Origin of the sequence: Micromonospora psammae, from assembly GCF_036902725.1 — a bacterium.
GTDB lineage: Bacteria > Actinomycetota > Actinomycetes > Mycobacteriales > Micromonosporaceae > Micromonospora.
This window is the reverse complement of the sequence record NZ_JBAKHM010000003.1, coordinates 1-19285: the sequence shown is the minus strand read 5'-3', so window position 1 is coordinate 19285 and position 19285 is coordinate 1. Positions and strand designations below refer to the sequence as shown.

The 19285-nt window shown below is 71.7% G+C and carries 18 protein-coding genes and 2 pseudogenes; 16 read left to right on the top strand and 4 right to left on the bottom strand.

What is annotated here, in order from left to right:
- Positions 1-64: 64 nt before the first annotated feature.
- The 3 genes from V6U79_RS06230 to V6U79_RS06220 all read left to right on the top strand — a co-directional run bounded on the left by V6U79_RS06230 (position 65) and on the right by V6U79_RS06220 (position 2381).
- The gene (locus V6U79_RS06230) at positions 65-592 is read left to right on the top strand and encodes an ATP-binding protein (RefSeq protein WP_334531475.1); all 528 of its coding nucleotides are present in this window, start codon (positions 65-67) and stop codon (positions 590-592) included.
- Between the two features lie 202 nt (positions 593-794).
- Positions 795-1529: an alpha/beta fold hydrolase gene (locus V6U79_RS06225; protein ID WP_334613873.1), complete on the top strand. Its 735-nt coding sequence runs from the start codon at positions 795-797 to the stop codon at positions 1527-1529.
- Between the two features lie 153 nt (positions 1530-1682).
- Positions 1683-2381: an SDR family oxidoreductase gene (locus V6U79_RS06220; protein WP_334613872.1), complete on the top strand. Its 699-nt coding sequence runs from the start codon at positions 1683-1685 to the stop codon at positions 2379-2381.
- Between the two features lie 48 nt (positions 2382-2429).
- Here V6U79_RS06220 and V6U79_RS06215 read toward each other — a convergent pair whose 3' ends face one another.
- Positions 2430-3179 (bottom strand): SDR family oxidoreductase, encoded by a 750-nt coding sequence (locus V6U79_RS06215; RefSeq protein ID WP_334531466.1) that lies wholly within the window; start codon positions 3177-3179, stop codon positions 2430-2432.
- Between the two features lie 70 nt (positions 3180-3249).
- Positions 3250-4161, bottom strand: a complete 912-nt coding sequence (locus tag V6U79_RS06210) for a TIGR03620 family F420-dependent LLM class oxidoreductase (RefSeq protein WP_334613870.1) — start codon at positions 4159-4161, stop codon at positions 3250-3252.
- A gap of 348 nt (positions 4162-4509) precedes the next feature.
- Here V6U79_RS06210 and V6U79_RS06205 point away from each other — a divergent pair, with 348 nt between their 5' ends.
- The 13 genes and pseudogenes from V6U79_RS06205 to V6U79_RS06145 all read left to right on the top strand — a co-directional run bounded on the left by V6U79_RS06205 (position 4510) and on the right by V6U79_RS06145 (position 17567).
- Complete coding sequence (locus V6U79_RS06205; protein ID WP_334613868.1) at positions 4510-5073, top strand: hypothetical protein; 564 nt, start codon at positions 4510-4512, stop codon at positions 5071-5073.
- Entirely contained in the window at positions 5070-5480 is a 411-nt protein-coding gene (locus tag V6U79_RS06200) for a phage holin family protein (RefSeq protein WP_334531459.1), read from the top strand. The genes V6U79_RS06205 and V6U79_RS06200 overlap by 4 nt, the downstream gene beginning before the upstream one ends.
- 18 nt (positions 5481-5498) lie before the next feature.
- A complete protein-coding gene (locus V6U79_RS06195; RefSeq protein ID WP_334613867.1) occupies positions 5499-6263 on the top strand; it encodes a DUF3618 domain-containing protein in 765 nt (254 codons plus the stop codon).
- Positions 6264-6410: 147 nt separating this feature from the next.
- Entirely contained in the window at positions 6411-6653 is a 243-nt protein-coding gene (locus V6U79_RS06190; protein ID WP_334613866.1) for a hypothetical protein, read from the top strand.
- Between the two features lie 105 nt (positions 6654-6758).
- Positions 6759-7673, top strand: a complete 915-nt coding sequence (locus tag V6U79_RS06185; protein ID WP_334613865.1) for a M15 family metallopeptidase — start codon at positions 6759-6761, stop codon at positions 7671-7673.
- A 134-nt stretch (positions 7674-7807) separates the two neighbouring features.
- The gene (locus tag V6U79_RS06180; protein WP_334613864.1) at positions 7808-9805 is read left to right on the top strand and encodes a gamma-glutamyltransferase family protein; all 1998 of its coding nucleotides are present in this window, start codon (positions 7808-7810) and stop codon (positions 9803-9805) included.
- Positions 9806-10040: 235 nt separating this feature from the next.
- Positions 10041-12239, top strand: a complete 2199-nt coding sequence (locus V6U79_RS06175; RefSeq protein WP_334613862.1) for a HAMP domain-containing protein — start codon at positions 10041-10043, stop codon at positions 12237-12239.
- Position 12240: 1 nt separating this feature from the next.
- Positions 12241-13479, top strand: a complete 1239-nt coding sequence (gene pgsB / locus V6U79_RS06170) for a poly-gamma-glutamate synthase PgsB (RefSeq protein WP_334531441.1) — start codon at positions 12241-12243, stop codon at positions 13477-13479.
- A gap of 1 nt (position 13480) precedes the next feature.
- Positions 13481-13966: a poly-gamma-glutamate biosynthesis protein PgsC/CapC gene (locus V6U79_RS06165; RefSeq protein WP_334531438.1), complete on the top strand. Its 486-nt coding sequence runs from the start codon at positions 13481-13483 to the stop codon at positions 13964-13966.
- Between the two features lie 38 nt (positions 13967-14004).
- Positions 14005-15057 carry an NlpC/P60 family protein gene (locus V6U79_RS06160; protein ID WP_334531435.1) on the top strand — a complete coding sequence of 351 codons (1053 nt, stop codon included), beginning with the start codon at positions 14005-14007 and terminating at the stop codon, positions 15055-15057.
- A gap of 464 nt (positions 15058-15521) precedes the next feature.
- Positions 15522-16133 (top strand): DUF6230 family protein, encoded by a 612-nt coding sequence (locus V6U79_RS06155; RefSeq protein WP_334531432.1) that lies wholly within the window; start codon positions 15522-15524, stop codon positions 16131-16133.
- 79 nt (positions 16134-16212) lie between these two features.
- A pseudogene (locus V6U79_RS06150) lies at positions 16213-16773 on the top strand (DUF6114 domain-containing protein); the annotation flags it as partial.
- Between the two features lie 47 nt (positions 16774-16820).
- Complete coding sequence (locus V6U79_RS06145; protein ID WP_334613861.1) at positions 16821-17567, top strand: hypothetical protein; 747 nt, start codon at positions 16821-16823, stop codon at positions 17565-17567.
- Between the two features lie 80 nt (positions 17568-17647).
- Here the strand turns inward: V6U79_RS06145 and V6U79_RS06140 are convergent, their stop codons facing one another.
- Both V6U79_RS06140 and V6U79_RS06135 read right to left on the bottom strand, forming a co-directional pair.
- Positions 17648-18784 (bottom strand): carboxylate-amine ligase, encoded by a 1137-nt coding sequence (locus tag V6U79_RS06140; protein ID WP_334613860.1) that lies wholly within the window; start codon positions 18782-18784, stop codon positions 17648-17650.
- A 256-nt stretch (positions 18785-19040) separates the two neighbouring features.
- Positions 19041-19285: pseudogene (locus V6U79_RS06135) on the bottom strand (type I glutamate--ammonia ligase); the annotation flags it as partial.

Here is a 19285-nt window from a genome sequence, read left to right as displayed (position 1 = left end):
GAGCTGCGGATAGTTGCCTATTCGCAATGGTCGCGGATACACCGGAACTCGGTAACCTGCCACCGTGACCGACGAATCCGCGACATCGGAGCCGGACCGCCCGGTGCCGGGGCCGGTGTCTCCGCACGTCGTCACCCCCGCCGTGCCGCTGATGTCGCAGGAGTTCACCGCCACCACGGTCACCGCCCTCCGGCACGCCCTGCGGACGCAGGTGGCGATGGCCGGACTGACCGGGGACCTCGCCTACGACTTCGTCCTGGCCGTGCATGAGCTGGTCACCAACGCCGTGCGGCACGGTGGAGGTCGCGGCCAGATCGACCTGCGCCGCCACGACGACGTACTCATCTGCGAGATCACCGACCGAGGCGCGGCCGTCGGTGAGCTGCCGGTCCGACTTCCGACGGTCGACACCGCCGGTGGCCGCGGCCTCTGGCTGGCGCAGCAGCTGACCGACGGACTGATCCTGACCCGGCACCTCGAAGGGGTGTCCGCCACCGTCACGGTCTGCGTGCGGCCGGCCGACGACCCGGCGGTCCGGCCGACCGTCGTCGGCGGGCACGGCGCCGCCGACGACGACCAGAAGCAACGGTGACGCGGGGGCGGTGAGGGCCGCCGAGCTGGTCGCCCAGGATCTCCGGCGTCGTCGGCTTCCGTGAGGTGTTCCCCGTTCGCTTCTCGGCTCCGCTCCACGGAACTGGCATGTCGGCGCGGCACACCTGGCTACGCTCGGGGTGGTGGTTGTGGTCGGCCCAGGCGGCCGACGGGCCTCACCACCGCGACGGAGGGGACGAATCATGGCCAACGCCTCTTCGGTGAAGAGCGCTCCGACCGTGGTCCTGGTGCACGGGGCCTTCGCCGACAGTTCCGGCTGGAACGGGGTCGTCGAGCGCCTGCACGCGGCCGGCATCACGGTCCAGGCGGTGCCGAACCCGCTGCGTGGGCTCACCGAGGACGCCGCGTACGTCGCCAGCGCCTTCCAGCAGATCGAGGGCCCGGTGCTGGCCGTCGGTCACTCGTACGGCGGGGCGGTGATCACCAACGCCGCGACCCGTGCCGACAACGTCGTCGGCCTCGTCTACGTCGCCGCCTTCGCCCCGGACGAGGGCGAGACGCTGATGGGCATCGAGAGCGACTCCAAGGACAGCGTCCTCACCACGGCCCTGCTCCAGCGGCAGTACCCGACCGCGGAGGGCACCGAGACGGAGTTCCTGATCGACCCGGCGAAGTTCCACGACGCCTTCGCCGCCGACGTCCCGGAGAAGGACGCGGCCATCATGGCCGCCACCCAACGTCCGGTCTCCTCGCTGGCCTTCGCCACGCCCACCACGAACCCGGCCTGGAAGAAGCTTCCCTCCTGGGCCGCCGTCAGCAACGCCGACAAGGCCGCCGGAAGCGACGTCCTGCGGACCATGGCCCAACGCGCCGGCGCTACCACGACCGAGATCGACGGTTCCCACGTCGTCATGGTCTCCCAGCCGCAGGCCGTCACCGACGTGATCATGCAGGCGATCGACGCGGTGTCGCGGTAGGCCGGCCCGGTCCCACCCGCCGGCCGCGCTGCGGCACCCTCAGGTCCGGGCCGGGGATCCGCTCCGCCGGTGGGCCCGGGAGTGGTGGCGGCTGCCGTCAGGTGCTGATCGCGGCGGGTGGGTCACCCGCCGTACCGGAAGGATGGGACTCCCATGGACGTGTCGGAGAGCACTGCCCTGGTCACCGGCGCCAACCGTGGTTTCGGCCGCGCCATCGCCGGAGAGCTGCTCTCCCGTGGCGCCACCGTCTGGGCCGCAGCTCGGGAGACCGCGCAGATCGACCTGCCGGGCGTGCGTCCGCTGCGGCTGGACATCACCGACCCGGCGTCCGTGGCCGCCGCTGCCGAGATCGCCGCCGATGTGACCATGCTGGTGAACAACGCGGGCTCGTCGACCGGCGCGGATCTGCTCACCGGTGACATGGACCAGATCCGGCTGGACATGGAGACGCACTACTTCGGCACCCTCGCCGTCACCCGGGCCTTCGCCCCGGTGATCGAGTCCAACGGTGGGGGAGCGGTCCTCAACGTGATGTCGGTGCTCTCCTGGTTCGCCCTGCCCAGCGGCGGTGCCTACGCCGGCGCGAAGGCCGCCGAATGGGGTCTGACGAACGCGCTGCGGGTCACGCTCGCGCCGGCCGGCATCCGCGTGGTCGGACTGCACGTCGGCTTCATGGACACCGACATGGCCCGGGAGGTCGCCGCCGCCAAGCTCGCACCCGCCGAGGTGGCCCGCTACGCGGTCGACCAACTCGCCACCGGCGCCTACGAGATCCTCGCCGACGACCTCAGCCGGGACGTGCAGCGCAAGCTCTCCGGCGGCGTGGCCGCCCTCTACCCGCAGCTTCCGTAGGGGCGGCTCCATCCGCCGAAGGGGCGGATGGAGCCGCTGGTCCCGCGATCAGATCTGCTCGGTGCCGCCGTCGACGAAGAGCTCGCCGCCGGTCATATAGCTGCTCTGGTCGGAGGCGAGGAAGAGCGCGGCGTTCGCGATCTCCTCGGGGGTGCCCATGCGCTTCATGGGTACGCCGGAGGCGATGGCCTGAATCAGGCCGGTCGCCTCCTCGGGGCTGGCTGCCAGACCCGTGATGCCCGGAGTCTCGGTGGGGCCGGGGATCACCGTGTTGACCCGGATCTTGCGGTCGACCAGCTCGGCGGCCCAGGTGCGGGCGAACGAGCGGATGGCGGCCTTGGAGGCGGCGTAGACGCTGAAGGCGGGCGTGCCGTTGCTGGCCGCGGTGGAGCCGGTCAGCACGACCGACGCGCCACTGTTGAGCAGCGGCAGCGCCTTCTGCACCGTGAACAGGGTGCCGCGGACGTTGTTGTCGAACGTGGTGGTGTAGTGCTCGACGGTGATCGAGCCCAGCGGGAGGAACTCCCCACCGCCGGCGTTGGCGAACAGGACGTCCAGTCCCTTGCCGTGGGCCTGGATGGTCTCCATCACCCGGTCGAGATCGTCGAGGTTGCCCACGTCGCTGGCGATGCCGGTGGCGTTGGCGCCAATGCTGGCCACGGCCTCGTCGAGCGGACCCTGGCGGCGTCCGGTGACGAAGACGTACGCGCCTTCCGCGGCGAAGCGGCGGGCAGCGGCGAGGCCGATGCCGGTGGTGCCGCCGGTGACGAGGGCGGTCTTGCCGTCAAGCTGTCCCATGGTGGGCTGCTCCTTCTTGAGATGATCCATTGGTTCGGTCCCCGGTGCGCCCCTCGGGCGGTCGGGTTGGTCAGTTGGCCGGTGCGGCGCGGCGGAGCCCCGGCAGGAGGCCGGCGAGTTCCCGCCACTGCGGCAGCGGGAGCCCCGGACGGGCTGTCTCCGGCCGGAGGACGTGCAGCGCGACCTGGTCGGCCCCGGCGTCGAGGTGCTCCCGCACCCGCTGGCCGACGACGTCCAGGTCGCCCCAGGCGACCAGGGCGTCGATCAGCCGGTCGCTCCCGCCGGGCACCAGGTCCTCCTCCGTGAAGCCGAGCCGGGCCAGGTTGGCCCGGTAGGCCGGGAAGCCGATGAACATGCCGATGCCCGCGCGGGCGGCTGCGCGCGCCCGGTCCGCGTCCCGGTCGAGGACCACGGCCAGGTGCGGGGCGATCATGGGCTGCGGCCCCACACGTTCCCGGTGGATGGCGGTGTACTCGGGTGTGACCAGGAAGGGGTGCCATCCGGCGGTCCGGGACACGGCGAGGTCGGCCATCTTCGGCCCCACTGCCCCGAGGAAGCGGCGCTCGGGCCGGACGGGCGCGGGCGCGCCGTCCAGGGCGTCGAGGTAGCGGGCCATCGACTCGACCGGGCGGCCGTAGTCCTGCCCGACCTGCGCGGCGGAGTGGGCGTTGCTCACCCCGAAGCCGAGCAGCGTGCGGGCGCCATGGACGGCGTCGAGCGAGGCCAGCCGATCGCCGAGCGCGACCGGCTCCTGTCCCCAGATCCCCAGCACGCCCAGCGCGACGGTGGCGTGTGGTGCCGCCGTCAGCAGGTGGTCCAGGTCGTCGACGGCGCCGTTGCCGTCCAGCCCCGGGGTCCAGAGCGCCCGAAAGCCGAGTTCGTCCAGTTCGGCGGCCGCCTCCCGCACCTCCGGGCGGGCGGCGCCACGCAGCTCCATGCTCCACACGCCGACGGCCGGCAGTGAGGTACGCAGATCTTCCATCGGTCCCCCCGTGAATTACGTACCGCTCGGTACACAGCGAACGTAGCAACCGCAGGGGCCTCGCAGCAATTCCATACCGATCGGTTGTGCAGCACCTCACCTTCTGTACCAGTTGGTACGCAAGCGTGGTATGGCCCGCGGGGAGGTAAGGCTGGATCCGTGCCACCTCGCCGCTGGTGCCCCCCGACCGGCGATTACTCGGGCTGTGGCCGGGTAACCCGCCGTCCCGCCCTCGTCCGGGCGGGACGGAGGGGGGACAGACGGATGACTTTGAGTAGGGAACCAGGATCTCCGCCGTCCACGTCAGGCGGTGGTACTGCCCAGCACGCCCGTGAAGAGGCCGGACGAGTGGGCCAGGAGGCGGCGCACGCCGGTGGCCGGATCGCCCACGAGGGTGTGGAGCAGGGCCGGCACGTCGCGTCGGAGGCCCGGCAGCAGGCGTACAACCTGGTCGGGAAGACCTCCGCTCAGGCCCGGTCGCAGGCCCAGCAGCAGCAGAAACGGGCCGCCGACAGCCTGCGGGCGTTGGGCACCGAGCTGCGGTCGATGGCCGAGGGGGACGGTCAGCGTGGTCCGGGTGCGCTGGTCGTCCGTCGCGGCGCCGACGCCGTCGACCAGGCCGCCAGCTGGCTCGATGCCCGCCAGCCCGGCGACCTGGTCCGCGAGGCGCGTGAGTACGCGAGTCGGCACCCCGCCGCGTTCCTCGCCGGCGCGACGATCGCCGGTCTGCTCGCCGGCCGGCTCACGCGCGCCCTCACCGGCGGCCAGGGCGGCGGGACCGAACAGCAGTCCCGGGAGGCGCCGCCGAGCCCGGAGGACGTGGCGGGCGTCAGACCACTGCACGCACCGCCGTCTCCGACCGCCGGCGCACCGGTCCGCCACGGCCCGAGCGGCACCGAGGTGGGCCCGTGAGTACGTCATTCCCCAGCGGCACCGGTGGCCCCGACAAGAGTCAGGCCTCGGTCGGCGAGCTGCTCGCCGATGCCAGTCGGAACTTCTCCCTGCTGATGCGGCAGGAGGTCGACCTGGCCAAGGCCGAGCTGCGGGAGGAGGCGCGCACCGTCGGCACCACGGCGGGCATGTTCGCCGCCGCGGCGATCGCGGCCCTGCTGACCCTGCTGTTCGTGTCGCACGCGCTGTGGTGGGGTCTGTCCAACGTGATGGACCAGGGTTGGGCGGCGCTGATCGTGGCCGTGCTGTGGGCCGTGATCGGGGGAGTACTCGCCTCGCGGGCGCGCACGCAGCTCCGCACCATACGCACGCTGGCGCGCACCAAGGAGACGGCACGAGAAGTACCGGATGCGGTCAGGGGCCGCTGAGACGGGGGGAGAGCCATCATGTCGAACGACCCGGACAGGATCCGGCAGAACATCGAGATGACCAGAGCCGAGCTGAGCAGCGACGTCGACGCCCTGGCCCACCGAGCCAGTCCCCGCCGGATCGCCTCGGCTCAGGCGACGCGTGCTCGCGGCCGGCTCAGCCGGGCCGTCGACAGCGTCATGGGAACCGCGAGGCACACCAGGGCAGGTGCGACCCGGCGAGGCTCGGCGGCCGGTCAACACGTCTCCGACGTGGCCCACCACGGTGCTGAGGCAGCGTCGGGCGCGGCCCACCAGGCATCAGACACCGCGTCCGCCGTGGGGCAACGGGCCCACGAGTTCACCGACGCGACGCGTGAGCGTGCCCACGAGCTCACCGACGCGACGCGTGAACGTGCCCACGAGCTCACCGAGGCGACGCGTGAACGTGCCCACGCACTCACCGAGGCGACGCGTGAGCGGGCCCAGGGCAATCCGCTCGCCGCGGGCCTCATCGCCTTCGGCGTCGGTCTGCTCGCCGCGTCCCTCGTCCCGCCCAGCAGGAACGAACACGACCTCGCCGAGCGGGCGAAACAGAAGGTCATGGAACACTCGGGCCAGGTCAAGCAGGGGGCCGGCGCGATGATGCACCAGGTCCAGGAGAACCTCCGGGAACCCGCCCAGCAGGCGTCGGAAGCCGTCCGGTCCACCGCCGCGCAGGGCGTGGCCGCGGTCCGCGACACCGGTCGGGACCAGGCCACGCACGTACGGGACGACGCCCGGGACGCACCCCGGAGGGTGTAGCCACCGCCATCTCGGCCGCCCACGCCGGTGGCAGCTGCCTGGGGAGTGCCGCCTCCCACGGGCAGCTGTCTCCGTTGCCCTCGTACCACCGCAGTGGCACCTGCGAATTCACGCACCCGAGGAACCGCCGCCGCCGACACTGGAGGAATGAGAGCGCGACGACGGGTCCCCAAGAAGCGGTGGTTGCTCCTCCTGGCTCGCCGTGGCCCCTGGCCGCTGACGGCTGCGCTGGCCATCGCCGGAGCCGCCGGGGCCGCCGGGGCCGCCGCGGTGCGGCGACGCCGAGCCGCCACCGCCGGCGCCCCCGAGGCGGGCGGTCGGGGCTCCGAGTCCGACGGCACCCGCCCCTCCCCGCCGGACCACATCCCGATCCCCGACAACCTCCCGTAGGCGGGTCGGGAACACGCTGGGCTGAAGCCACCGGCGGCCCGGGCAACCCGCGGGTTGGCCGGAACCGCCGCTCGCGCCTCCCCCGAGCGGCTAGCGTCCGGAAGAGTGAGAGCTTCCGGTCCAGCCGTCGCGGTGATCGCCGCGCTCATGGCGTCGCCGATGGTCCCCACCACCACCGTCGGCACTCCCGTCGTGCCACCCGCATCCTGCCGTCCGGCACCACCCGACCCCGGGCCACCGGCGGCAGCGCTCGCCGCCTGCGCCGGGCCCGCGCCGGCCACGACGGCGTCCGCCAGGCCGCTCGCCGCGGCCTCCGGCCAGCCGCACGCCCCGGACGACTTCGTCGTGCTCTCCGACGTCGATTCCCGCATCCTGACCGACATCCGGTACGCCACCGCCCACAACTTCGTCGGCCGGCCGATCGCCGGCTACGCCGAACCGCTCTGCCTGCTCACCCGGGCGGCGGCCGACGCGCTGCGCCGGGTGCAGACCGCCGCGCTCGCCCAGGGCCGCTCCCTCAAGGTGTACGACTGCTACCGCCCGCAGCGGGCCGTCGACGACTTCGTCCGCTGGGCGAAGCAGCCCGGCGAAGAGCAGACGAAGGCGGAGTTCTACCCGCGGGTGAAGAAGTCCGCGCTGTTCGACGAGGGCTACGTCGGCGCCCCGACCGCGCACAGCAGCGGCAGCACCTTCGACCTGACCCTGGTCGCCGTGCCGCCGGCCGCCCAGCCCGCGTACACCCCGGGGCAGCCCCTCGTCGCCTGTACCGAGCCGGCGGGGCGACGCTTCGCGGACAACAGCATCGACATGGGCACCGGGTTCGACTGCTTCGACCCGTCCTCCGCCACCGACAGTCCCCGCGTCGGTGACGCCGCGCGGTCGAACCGGGCGCTGCTGCGACAGCTCATGACCGAGGCCGGTTTCACGAACTATCCCACCGAGTGGTGGCACTACCGGCTCTCCGCCGAGCCCTACCCGAAGAGGTACTTCGACTTTCCGGTGGCCCGTTCCTCGATCTGACCGGGAGGTCACGGGCGTCGCCGGCCCGACGAGAAGTTGGCAGGGCGAGGGGTGTGGCGCGCGTATGAGGGGAAACCCCATGGCCCGGCCTCCCGATGACCGGCCCAGGACCTGGCGAGGGAGGCGTCCCGGAGTTGGGTTCCGCGGCGCCCGCCGACAGTCGGGAAGGTCGATCGGCAGGTGGGCGGACCGCAGCGGATTCCTTGATGTCGCATGACGTGTCCGCTCCTGCGGAAAGTCCGAAAGGGTGCTACATGTCGGCACGTAGATTTCGCTCCTCGCTCATGACGCTGGTGTTGCTGCTCGGGGTGACGGCCGTGGTCGGGCCGGTCGGGGAGAATGCCGCCGCCCTGCCCGACACCTGCGCGAATCCGACGAGCGGCCGGGAGTCGGACGCGGTCGGCGCGGAATTCATGGTGGCGACGGCTCACCCGCTCGCGACTGAGGCCGGATGCCGGATTCTCGCCCGGGGCGGCCGCGCGGCGGATGCCGCGGTGGCCGTGCAGGCCGTGCTCGCCGTGGTGGAGCCACACGCGTCCGGGCTCGCCGGTGGCACGCTCATCAACCACTGGGACGCCGACGACGAGAAGGTCAGGTTCTTCGACGGCATGTCCCGAGCGCCGAAGGTCGTGACCGAGAACCTTCGGACCCCCACCGGGCAGGAGCGGGCGGCGCTGCGGGCGGATCGTTTCCCGTACGCCGCCTCGGCCACCGGAAGGGCGTTCGGCGTTCCGGGGACGGTGCGGGTGCTCGCCGACGTGCACGAGCTGTACGGCACCCTGCCGTGGGACGAACTGTTCGACGACGCCATCCGGCTGGCGTCGGAGGGCTTCCCGATGTCTCCCAATCTGCACGAGGGTTTCGAGGAGCGCTTCAACGGACGGAAGCGCTGCAACTACCCCGACCTGCGTCCCCGATACTGCAACGGCGACGAGCCGAAGGCGGCGGGGACGACGCTGTACAACCACGAGATCGCCGAGGTGCTGCGGGAGATCCGCAGCGGCGGCGCGGAGGCCTTCTACGACCCGAAGGGCCGGATCGCCCCGGCGATCGCGCAACATGCCGCCAAGGGCCCGATCAAGCTGAAGGGCAACACGGCGGGCCCGGTGGTGATTCCCAGTCTGATGACGGCTGATGATTTCGCCGACTACACCACGGTCGAGCGCACCGAGATCTGCCGGGACGCCTTCGGCGCGTCGGTCTGCACGTCGTCGCCACCGGCGTTCGGCGGAATCGCGGTCCTCCAGATGCTGGGTGTGCTCGAACGGGGCGAGGTGGGGAAGACCGAACCGGGCTCGCCGAACCGCATCCACCTCTCGATCGAGGCCAGCCGGCTGGCGAACATCGACCGCCGCGCCTACGTGGGTGACCCGGACTACAACGGTGTGCCGGTGGAGGGGATGCTCGAGCGGGGCTATCTCGACCAGCGCTTCTCGCTCTTCTCGCAGGACCGGGCGATCCACCCGGTGGAGCCCGGGAACCCCGTGGGAGTCACCCCGCCGCCCCCGCCGGTCGGCGACGAGCCCGCAACGGTGGACGTCGGTGACCCCACGAGCAGTGTGAGCATCGTCGACGGCGACGGCAACGCCGTTTCCATGACGACGACCAACAACAGTCATTTCGGGTCCCACCTGGAGGCCCGCGGAATGATGCTCAACAATGCCATGAACAATTTCACGGACACCGAGTCGGTCTCGCCCGGCAAGCCGGTGAACGTCATGGAGTCGCGGAAGCGACCGACGGCCTCGATGGCCCCGACGATCGTGCTGGACGCTGAGGGCAAGAAGCTGCGGATGGTGGTGGGCGCCGCGGGCGGCTCCCACATCCCCGACTACGTGGCCCAGGCGCTGGTGGGGATGCTCGTCGACGGCATGACACCGGCCCGGGCGCTGGACGAGGGTCATTTCAGCGGACAGGACCTGACCCGCAGGTGCGAGGGGCGGCGGGACGCGCCGTCGGAGGTCGAGGCGAACCGGCGGGTCGCCCTTCGCCTGGCCACTCTCATGCAGCGGGATCACCCGTGTCCCAGAGCCGTGGCGCTGGACAGCGGTTCCACCGCCATCGAGCGGAGAGGCGACCAGCTTCTCGGCGCGGCCGACAAGCGCAGGGACGGTGTCGCGGCCGGCCGTTGAGCCGGACTCCACCCCTCTGCTCGGCACGCGGGAAGCCGCCCGTGGAATGCCGCACGCTCAGGTTCATCTCCGCAGGGTGACGTCGCCTCACCCTGCGGAGACCGATGATCGGAAATGACCGTGCGGCTTCCGATGTTCGCGGAAGGAAAGGGTCGCCATGAAGGCAAATGGCAGAGGGGACAACCCTGCGCCTGGCCGGCGAATTCATGAACGGTTCAGTGGACGCGCTCCGGTCGTGACGAGGCAGGCGAACGCGCTGTCCCAGGAGCAATTGGTCACCTGGCGCCAACGGGCGCTCGACCAGCAGCTGCCGGCTGCGGGATTCCCCGCGGGCTCCGGCAAGCCGTCGCTGGTGTACCTCTGGGCGACGATGGTCCTGGCGGCGGCCATCGTGCTCGGCTTCGCCCTGAACCACCAGACGGGCGTTCCTCCGGCGGTGGTCGATTCGCAGCGGGACAACGTGGCGAAGGTCGCCGCCAGCACGCGCCTGACCATCCAGCACTCCATCGAGGACCTGGACCGGCGGGTGGCAACCCGGAATCCGGCCACGCCCGACCCCGAACTTCTCAAACAGGTGATGGGTGACGGCGCGATCTGGAACGGCGCGGCGGTCGTGGAGAACGCCACCCGTCGTCCGCTGGCGACGGCCGGTGCCGCGGTGCCGTTCGAACTCCTCCCGCCGGCGCTGCCCGGCGGCAGCACCTTCCCGATCACCACCGCCGACGGCCCCGCCCTGGTCCGCACCGTCACGCTGGACGGCGCGCGGACCCTGCTGGCGGTCCAGCCGCTGAGCGTGGACGAGATGCGGCTCAACCCCACCGCTCGGCACGGCGTCTTCGCGCTCACCCCGGACGGCAAGAGCACCCTGATGCAGGGGGTCAGCGCCGTCGACGACACCCACCTGCCGGTCGTCTTCCGCGACCTGGCCACGTCCGATTCCACCGAGGGCCACGCCATCAGGGTGACCGAATGGACGGACCGGCAACTGGTCGTCTCCTCCGCTCCCGTCGGCGAGACGGGCGTGACGCTGGCCACCATGATCGTCGCGGACGAGACCGGCGGTACCTCCACGTTTCGGGGGTTCCTGCTCGGCCTGTCCCTGCTGGCACTGGCGGTGCCGAGTTTCCTGCTGATGCGGCTGGCGCTGGTCGGTCCCGTGCGGTCGTTGCTCCGGCAGGCCAAGGCCAACGCGTGTGGAACCGTGCCGGCCAGGCGGCCGTGGTTGGGCGTCGCGGAGGCGCACCGCATCGCCCGTGCGTTGGCCCCCGCGGCCGGTGACCCTTCGTCGGCGGCCGGTTCGCGCCGCAGGTGGCGGTGGCGGTGGCGACCGACGGCGACCCAGGGCCTCGCGGTGGCCACCGTGGTGGCGCTGCTCTGGCCGGCCGCGGCCGCGGCGGCCACGCTCCGCGCGCCCGAGGCGCCGCTTCCCCAGCAGCTCGTACGCGACGAGGAGAGCCGGGCCGAAGCGGCGAGCACGCTGCTGGGCAAGGCGTTGAACAACGGTCTGCAGACGGTCATCCGGATCTCCCAGGCGGCCGAGGCCGGCGACCCGGCCCAGATGTCACCGATGCTCGACCAGGAGCTCGCGGACAAGCAGCGGTTCCGCAGCCTCTACCTGATGGACCCGAACGGGTCGGCGGTGAGTTCCGCCGGGCGTGAGCCGCTGCGGAACGAGCCGGTGAAGGGTGAGGTCGGGATCGAGCTGGACGACCGGACGGACCGTCTGCCGGTGGTCTACGCCTTCCGGGTCAGCCCCGACGGCGTCGCGACCGTCGGCGAGTTCAACATCGACTATCTGCTGGAGATCCTGCGCGCGGTCGACGGCCAGGTACGGGTCGTCGACGAGGACCTGCGGACGGTCTTCGACTCGGAGGGGTTCCGCGCCTTCCAGGAGCTGGAGGGCAGCGCGCGGGGCGCCGCGGCCGCGGCGCTCAAGGGTGGCACCGTCGGTCAGGCGGAGACGCCCGACGGGGAGCCGGCGCTGATCGCGGCGGCGGGCCTGACCAAGCCGAGCACCGTCACGTCCCTGAAGTGGTCGCTCGTGGTGGAGCAGGACCTGGCCGGGCTGCGGTTGCCGCAGAGCGACGGGCGGCGGTGGACGCTGCTGGTCGCCGGCGCGGCGACCGGTGTCGTGCTGCTCACCCAGGTCTGGCAGTACTTCGTCTTCGCCCGCCCGCTGCGGCGGCTGGCCGGCGAGGCCGACCGGATCAGCAGCGGCGCGCTCGACGTGCCCATCCCGCCGCAGCGGCACGACGACATCGGCGCGCTGGCGGTGTGCCTGGAGGTCTGCCGTCAGGTCCGGCACACCGGCTCCTCGCGGTTGGGCGGCGCGACCCGGCTACGTGGCACGGAGGACGACCCCACAGCCGTGCTCCCGCAGGTCCCCGCACGGGGTGCCGCCGACGATCCCGTCGATCGGGACGGAAGGAGCTGACATGGCGTACCTCTACATCGTCTTCGTGCTCTGCTGCCTGGCACTGCTCGTGGCCGGGATCGTCGAGCAGCGCAACCACTACCGCAATCTGGACAAGATTCCGGACCGGGTGCTGGTCAACGGGATCCGGGGCAAGAGCTCGATCACCCGGCTCTGCGCCGGTGCGCTGCGCGGCGGTGGCCGTACGGTGGTCGCCAAGACCACCGGGACCGCCGCGCGGTTCATCTTCCCGGACGCCAGCGAGGAGCCGGTGCACCGCAAGTTCGGCATCGCGAACGTGGTGGAGCAGATCGGGATCGTGCGGCGGGCCGCCGTGTACCACCCGGACGCTCTGGTCATCGAGTGCATGGCGGTGATGCCGCCGCTGCAGGAGACCAATCAGAGCAAGCTGATCCGGTCCAACATCGGCGTGCTGTGCAACGTCCGCGAGGACCATCTGACCGAGATGGGCCCCACCCTGGACGACGTCGCTCGTTCCCTGAGCAGGTCCATGCCGGTGGGAGGGGTCTGCATCACCGCCGAGCGGGACCGGCTGGCCATCATCCAGGAGGAGGCCGACCGACGGGACTGCCGGCTGATCGCGGTGGATCCCGAGTCGGTCACCGACCGGGAGATGGACGGCTTCGGCTGGATCACGTTCAAGGAGAACGTCGCCATCGCGCTGGCCGTCGCCGAGCAGCTGGGCGTCGACCGCCAGAGCGCGCTGCGGGGCATGCAGGAGGCGCCGCCCGACCCGGGTGTGCTCTCCGTGGCCCGGGTCATGCACGGCGAGAAGCGCATCCGGTTCGCCAACATCTTCGCCGCCAACGACCCGGAGTCCACCTTCATGAACATCCGGCAACTGGAGGATCAGCAGCTCATCACCCGCCCGCTGACCATGGTCATCAACTGCCGGCCGGACCGGGTCGAGCGCAACGGCCAGATGGGCGAGATGAGCGGGCAGGTGCAACCGGAGCAGATAGTCCTGATCGGTGAGCTGACCAAGAGCGCCCGGACGACGGTGCCGGCCGAACTTCAGGACCGGGTCGTCGACCTCGGCGGCAAGCTCACCCCGGATCGCCTGCTGGAAGAGGTGACGGCGGCGACGCCGGACGACTCCTCGATCATCGCCGTGGGCAACATCCACGGTCAGGGTGAGGTGTTGGTCCACGAGTTGGCGGCGCTGCCGGGCTGGAGCTGCGAGGACGGTTCCAAGTCCGCCTCGATGCTGCAAACGCCGACCGGAGAAAGGATCCAATGAGATGAACTTCGGCGGAGAACTGAGTGCACAGCTCGCCACCGCGAGCCTCGGTATCGGGCTGGTGTTCGCCCTGCTGTGCTACCTGACCACCAACCTGTCGCCCGGCGGCATGATCACGCCCGGCTGGATCGCGCTGACGCTGATCGAGGACCAGCTCCAGGCCGTGATCATCTTCGGGATGACGATTCTGACCTATCTCCTCACCCGCGTGATGCAGCGGGTGGTGATCCTTTACGGAAAGCGCCTGTTCGCGGCGATCGTGCTGCTCAGTGTGCTGCTCCAACTGACGCTCTTCGTCCTCGTCCAGCGGGACCTGCCACTGCTGTTCGCGCACCAGACGTTGGGCTTCGTCATTCCAGGACTCATCGCCTACCAGCTCGTACGTCAGCCGCCGAAGGCCACCATCCTGGCGACCGTCGTGGTCACCGGAATCACCTTCGGTCTCGCCTACAGCGGCGTCGTCGCCGGCTTCGTGCCGGTGACCTGACCGACGGCCGGGATCAAGTGGTGAGAGGAGGAACCGGCATGAACTTCCGTGCCTACTTCCGCAGATCAACCGTCCTGCTGACGATCATCGGATTCGCTCTGCTGCTGGTGGCGAGCACCATCACCTACGTCGTGGCCCGTCCGACGCCGAAGGACCAGCCGGAGCTGACCCTGGGCGTGACGACGGCGGCGGGCCAGCCGGCCCGCGGCCCGTCGGGATACAGCTACCAACGGTCGACCTCGCCCGATCGCACGGAGATCATCGACTCGTCGGGGCAACCGGTCGCGACCATGACCGACGGCGCTCGGACCGCGCACATCCACGGTCCTCCCCGCACCTTCGAGGAGCCGCACTACACCGCGGCGAAGGTCGAGACGACGTACTGGGTGCGGTTGGCGCCGCAGGCGTGGCGCGCCGGCGCCGAGCACGAGCAGTGGTTCATCGACTGGCTCGCCGCCGCCCGCAACGACCGCTCACCCGACGTGCTGGCGATCGCCATGGAATACATCTACGAAGCTCCTCCGAAGAAGGACAACCGGGGACAGCAGTACTCGGGTGACGCCTCCTTCGGGCCGCCGGATCCGCTCGACCCCGACGGTCGCTCGGAACGCTCCGATTTCTACGACTACCTGGGCATCCCGTGGATGTTCCCGGAGGGCAAGAGCGTGGAGCCCGAGCCGGCCCGCATCCTGGCCCTGGACTGCTCCGGCTACCTGCGGATGGTCTACGGCCACCGGCTGGGCTTTCCGCTGCGGGGTACCAACACCCCGGGTGAGGGTCTGCCGCGCCGGGCGTACGCCATGGCCGAGTTCGGCCCCGGCGCCCAGCTGATGCCCAACTCCGGTCAGAAGGCGCGCGGACTGGACCGCCTGCTCCCCGGCGACCTGCTGTTCTTCAACGCGGGGCCGGTGGTCGACGGTCACATCGAGCACTCCGGTATCTACCTGGGCCTCGACGACAGTGGCCACCACCGGTTCGTCTCCAGCCGGTCGCAGGCGGACGGCCCCACGATGGGTGACCTCGCCGGTGAGTCCATCCTCGACGGCGCCGGCTACTGGGCCGAGCGGTGGCGCACCGCCCGGCGGGTCTGATCCGCCATCGGAAAGGTGAGGACCTCCCGGGCGGGTGCCGAGCCACCTGGCCCGAGGGAGGTCCTCGTTGCGTCGTCGCGCTGCCCCGCGCGGACGGGGACAGGCAGTCCGTGTCCGGCCGCCGTACGTGCGAAGGCCGCTGGCCGGGACCCCTTTCGGGGTGCCCGGCCAGCGGCTTCGCCGCACCGGCGTCAGCTGGCGCAACGCGATCCGGGGCTCTCGGTCGTCGTTTACCCCTCGCCCACCCGGGCACCCGCGGAGGGGACTCCACCGGTCGCGCCGTACCTCGATCTCGTTTCTGTGACACGTGCGCCACTGTGAGTAACTTTCGTATAGCGTGGACGTGCGGGTCGCTGACCGCCGCCGCGCGGTGACGACCGCCATCGTTCGATCGGGTCCCAGGTGTTCGTGGGCGGGCCGTCCGTGCCGTCCGACCGGCTCCACGCACCCCCTGAGGAGGGATCGTGCAGGATCAGTTCGACGTACCGGGTGGTACCCGCTGGCGGCGCTTCGCCGCGATGCTGATTCCCGCCACGGCCCTCGCCGGCCTGATCGTCCTGGGGATGGCCAACGGCGCGGTCGCGGCCTCGTTCGCGGTCTCCGGCCAGACCTTCAAGGTCTCCGCCTCCGAGCTGCGCGGTCAGGGCTTCGTCCAGTACGGCGGCGTCGCCGAGGAGATCGACGGCACCCAGCACCCGGTGGCGGTGACGGGCATCCGCGAAGCGGAGCTCTTCGACCTCTGCCAGTCGGCGAAGGTCCCCGGTGCTCCCGTGGTGCTCACCATCACCGCCGGTGGGGGCGGCCGGCCCGCCACCGCGAGGGATCTCTTGATCGACGTGGAGTCGCTCGAGGGCGATGTGGTGTTCCGGAACATCAACATCGGGCAGGACGCCTCGACGCTCGAGGGCGGTCCCCCGGGCGCGCGGGGTGAGCCGAAGGGCTTCGGCCAGCAGGCGGAGGCCGTCACCATCACGAACCTCCGCCAGGTTGCCCGCTCCACCCAGGCGGGGCGGTTCAGCCTGACCGACCTGAGGCTGAAGGTGAATGTCGGTGCGGCCGCCAAGGAGTGCTTCTGACGTGGTCAGCGGCGCCGCCGTGACGGCAAGTCTCCGGTGATCGGCCTGCCCTGGGACCCCTACCCCGCAGGAGGCGTACGTGGCAACTGTCGCACCGCGGCGGGCGCAGGCGGTCCGGTTTCGCGACGGGTGGAGTGGATTCCGCCGCTGGCGGCGCACCCGGCCGTTCTGGGGCGGCCTGCTGACCGCGACGGCCGGCCTGGAGATCTTCGGCACCACCCAGATGTCGCTCCAGGGGCTGACCTTCCAGCTGGGACCGACGGGCTTCCTCTCCTGGTTGATCCCCACCATCCTGGTGACCTGCGGGCTGCTGATGTGGTTCAAGCCGCAGCAGCGGGTCTTCTACGCCGTGGTCGCCGCCGTGACCGCCCTCTTCTCCCTGGTCGGGGTGAACCTCGGCGGCTTCTTCTTCGGCGTGCTGCTCGGCACGGTGGGCGGTGCTCTCGGCTTCGCCTGGGTGCCGGGCGCTCCCTCGACCGGCGGGTCGGTGGGCGAGGTGCACGACGACGAGACGACGCCGGACAGCTCCACTGAGCCGGAGTCGGCCGCCGACGACCCGCAGCCGCACGAGCCGGCCGACGACGCGACGGTGCGGGGCGAGCAGGAGGGCCGGGAGATCGACCTGGGGTCCCCCGATCCGGGCCGCCGGGGGCCGATCGCCAAGACTCCGCCCTCGTCGACGAGCTGATGTCGCGCGGGGACGCCATCAGGCCGGACCGGGCGGCCCCGCCGGCGTTCCTCGCGTACCAGGTCGCCGATCCACCCGCCGGGTCCGGCGCACGTGAGCCGCGGCTCGTCGCCGTGCTTTTCGGGCTGCTCGGTCTCTCCGCCGCCGCGGTGCTGGCCGCCCCGGCCTCGGCGCGCGCCTGCGTGCCGGCCCCCGCGCCGCCCGAGCCGGCACCCGTCACGGCCGCGACGCCCCCGCCGACGCCTCCCGCGACCGGTTGCGCCACCCCGAGGCCCACGCCGCCTTCCACCGGCGGCAGACAGGGGACGCTGCCGCTGCTCGCCGCCGACCCGGGTCAGCCGATGGCGGCGGCGGCCCGGTCGAGGCTGACCGGGTCGAAGGTGACCATGACGGGTCTACGCCTGGAGGGCATCGTCGACCTGCCGACCACCGGGGGCACCGTGAAGGTGCTGAAGTTCAGCATGGCGGAGGCCGTGGCCGACGATCCCCTGCTCCGCGCGCCGGGGCCGGTCCGCTATTCGGCCGGCCGGTTGACGCTGCGGGGCGAGGTCACCCTGTACGCCACCCAGTTCGTCGGCCGGCTGCTCGGCATCGAGATCAGGCTGACGCCGGACCGCCCGCTGCCCGACGTCATTCCGACCGCGTCGGCCGACTCGATCACCTTCACCGACGTCGCTGTCGACCTGGCCTTCCTGGCCGGCGACCTGGTGACCGCTCGGCCGCAGCTGAGGCTGACCCTCGGCTGACGCGAGGATGCCGGCTCGCCGACGTACCGGCCGCCGCGTGGTCCGTCCGGGCATCCGGTCAGGGCTGCGCGCCCGGCCGCTCAGCCGGCGATGGTCTGGTCGGTCAGGTGGTTCAGCACGGCCCGGACGTCACCGTCGGTACGGGCCATGATCCGGCGCTGCCGGGTCGCTCCGGTGCCCTCGCGGCGTACCCGGTCGATCTCCCGCCGTGTCAGGTCGAGATCACCGTGCCGGGTCAGCGCGGGCGTGAGGGTGACCAGCAGTTCATCGACGAGATCCCAGGCGGGCCGGGCGCCTCCGCGGCGAAGGTCGATGAGGTCGCCGTCGAGACCGTCGTGGGCGGCCCGCCAGTGCGCCGCGGCGACCAGGCAGTCCCGGATCCGGGGTGCGGGTGCCCCGGCGTGGACGTGGTCGACCATGGTGGCGACCAGTGCCCGGACCAGCCCGGCGACCAGCACGGTGTCGTCCACGGTGGGGCAGACGTCGCCGACCCGGACCTCGACGGTGGGGTACGTGGCGGACGGGCGGGCGTACCAGTAGACCATCGCGCCGTCGAGCATGATCCCGGCGGCGATCAGCTCCGCGACGGTGGCGTCGTAGTCGGCGGCCGACTCGAAATGCGGGGTGGGTCCGATGCTGGGCCACCGTTCCAGCTGCATCGAGCGCCAGCTCGCGTGCCCGGTGTCGCGGCCGTCGTGCAGGGGCGAGTTCGCGGTCAGCGCCTGCACCACCGGCAGCCACGGGCGCAGGTGGTTGCAGACCTGCACGGCCAGCTCCCGGTCCGGCAAGCCGACGTGCACGTGGCAGCCACACACCGCCGGGTCGTGCGCCACCGGCCCGAACCGGCGGGACATGGCGTGGTACCGCTGCTCGTCCGGCACCGTGCGGTGCGCCTCGCACACCGGTGTGGCCCCCACCGCCACCAGCCGCGCCCCGGCGGCCTCCGCCGCGCCGGCGGCGGCGCGGCGCAGGGCGACCAGGTGCGTACGCAGCTGCGCCAGGTCGGTGCAGACGGGGGTGACCATCTCCACCATGCTGTGCCGGAACTCCTGCCGGCTCTGCTCGCGGGCGGTGCCCGACAGGGCGTTGCGCACCGGCTCGGCGACCGGCAGACTCTCCCCGGTCTCCGGGTCCAGGAGCAGGAACTCCTCCTCGACCCCGAGCGTGAGGGTGGCGGGCGCGGGTCTCGCGGGGGCGGTCACGTCTTGCCGCTTCATGGTCGAATCCGATCGTGCGGGCGGTGGTGGCCGCCGCCGGAGCTGGCCTGACGCCCGGCCTGGGCAGCGTTGCTCAGAGCAGGTCGTGGACGGCCCGCAGGGCGGCTCCCACGGCGTCCGTCGAGTTGGCGACGCGGCGGTGCAGCTCGAACGCCGTGGCTCGGCTGCGCCATGTCTCGACGGTACGAGGCCCGCCGCTCTCGGGGCGCCGTTTCCGCCGACCGGAGGCAGGCAGACCCGACTCGGTACGGCAGCGTCAGCAGTCGAAGTAGAGCGAGAACTCGTGTGGGGTCGGGCGTAGCACCATGGGCTCGACCTCGTTGGCCCGCTTCCACTCGACCCAGGTGGAGATCAGGTCGGGGGTGAAGACGCCGCCGTCGAGCAGGTAGTCGTGGTCGGCCTCGAGGAAGTCCAACGCCTGTCCGAGGGAGTTCGGGGCCTGCTTGACGTCGCCCCACTCCTCCGGGGGCAGGTCGTAGAGGTCCTTGTCGATCGGGGCCG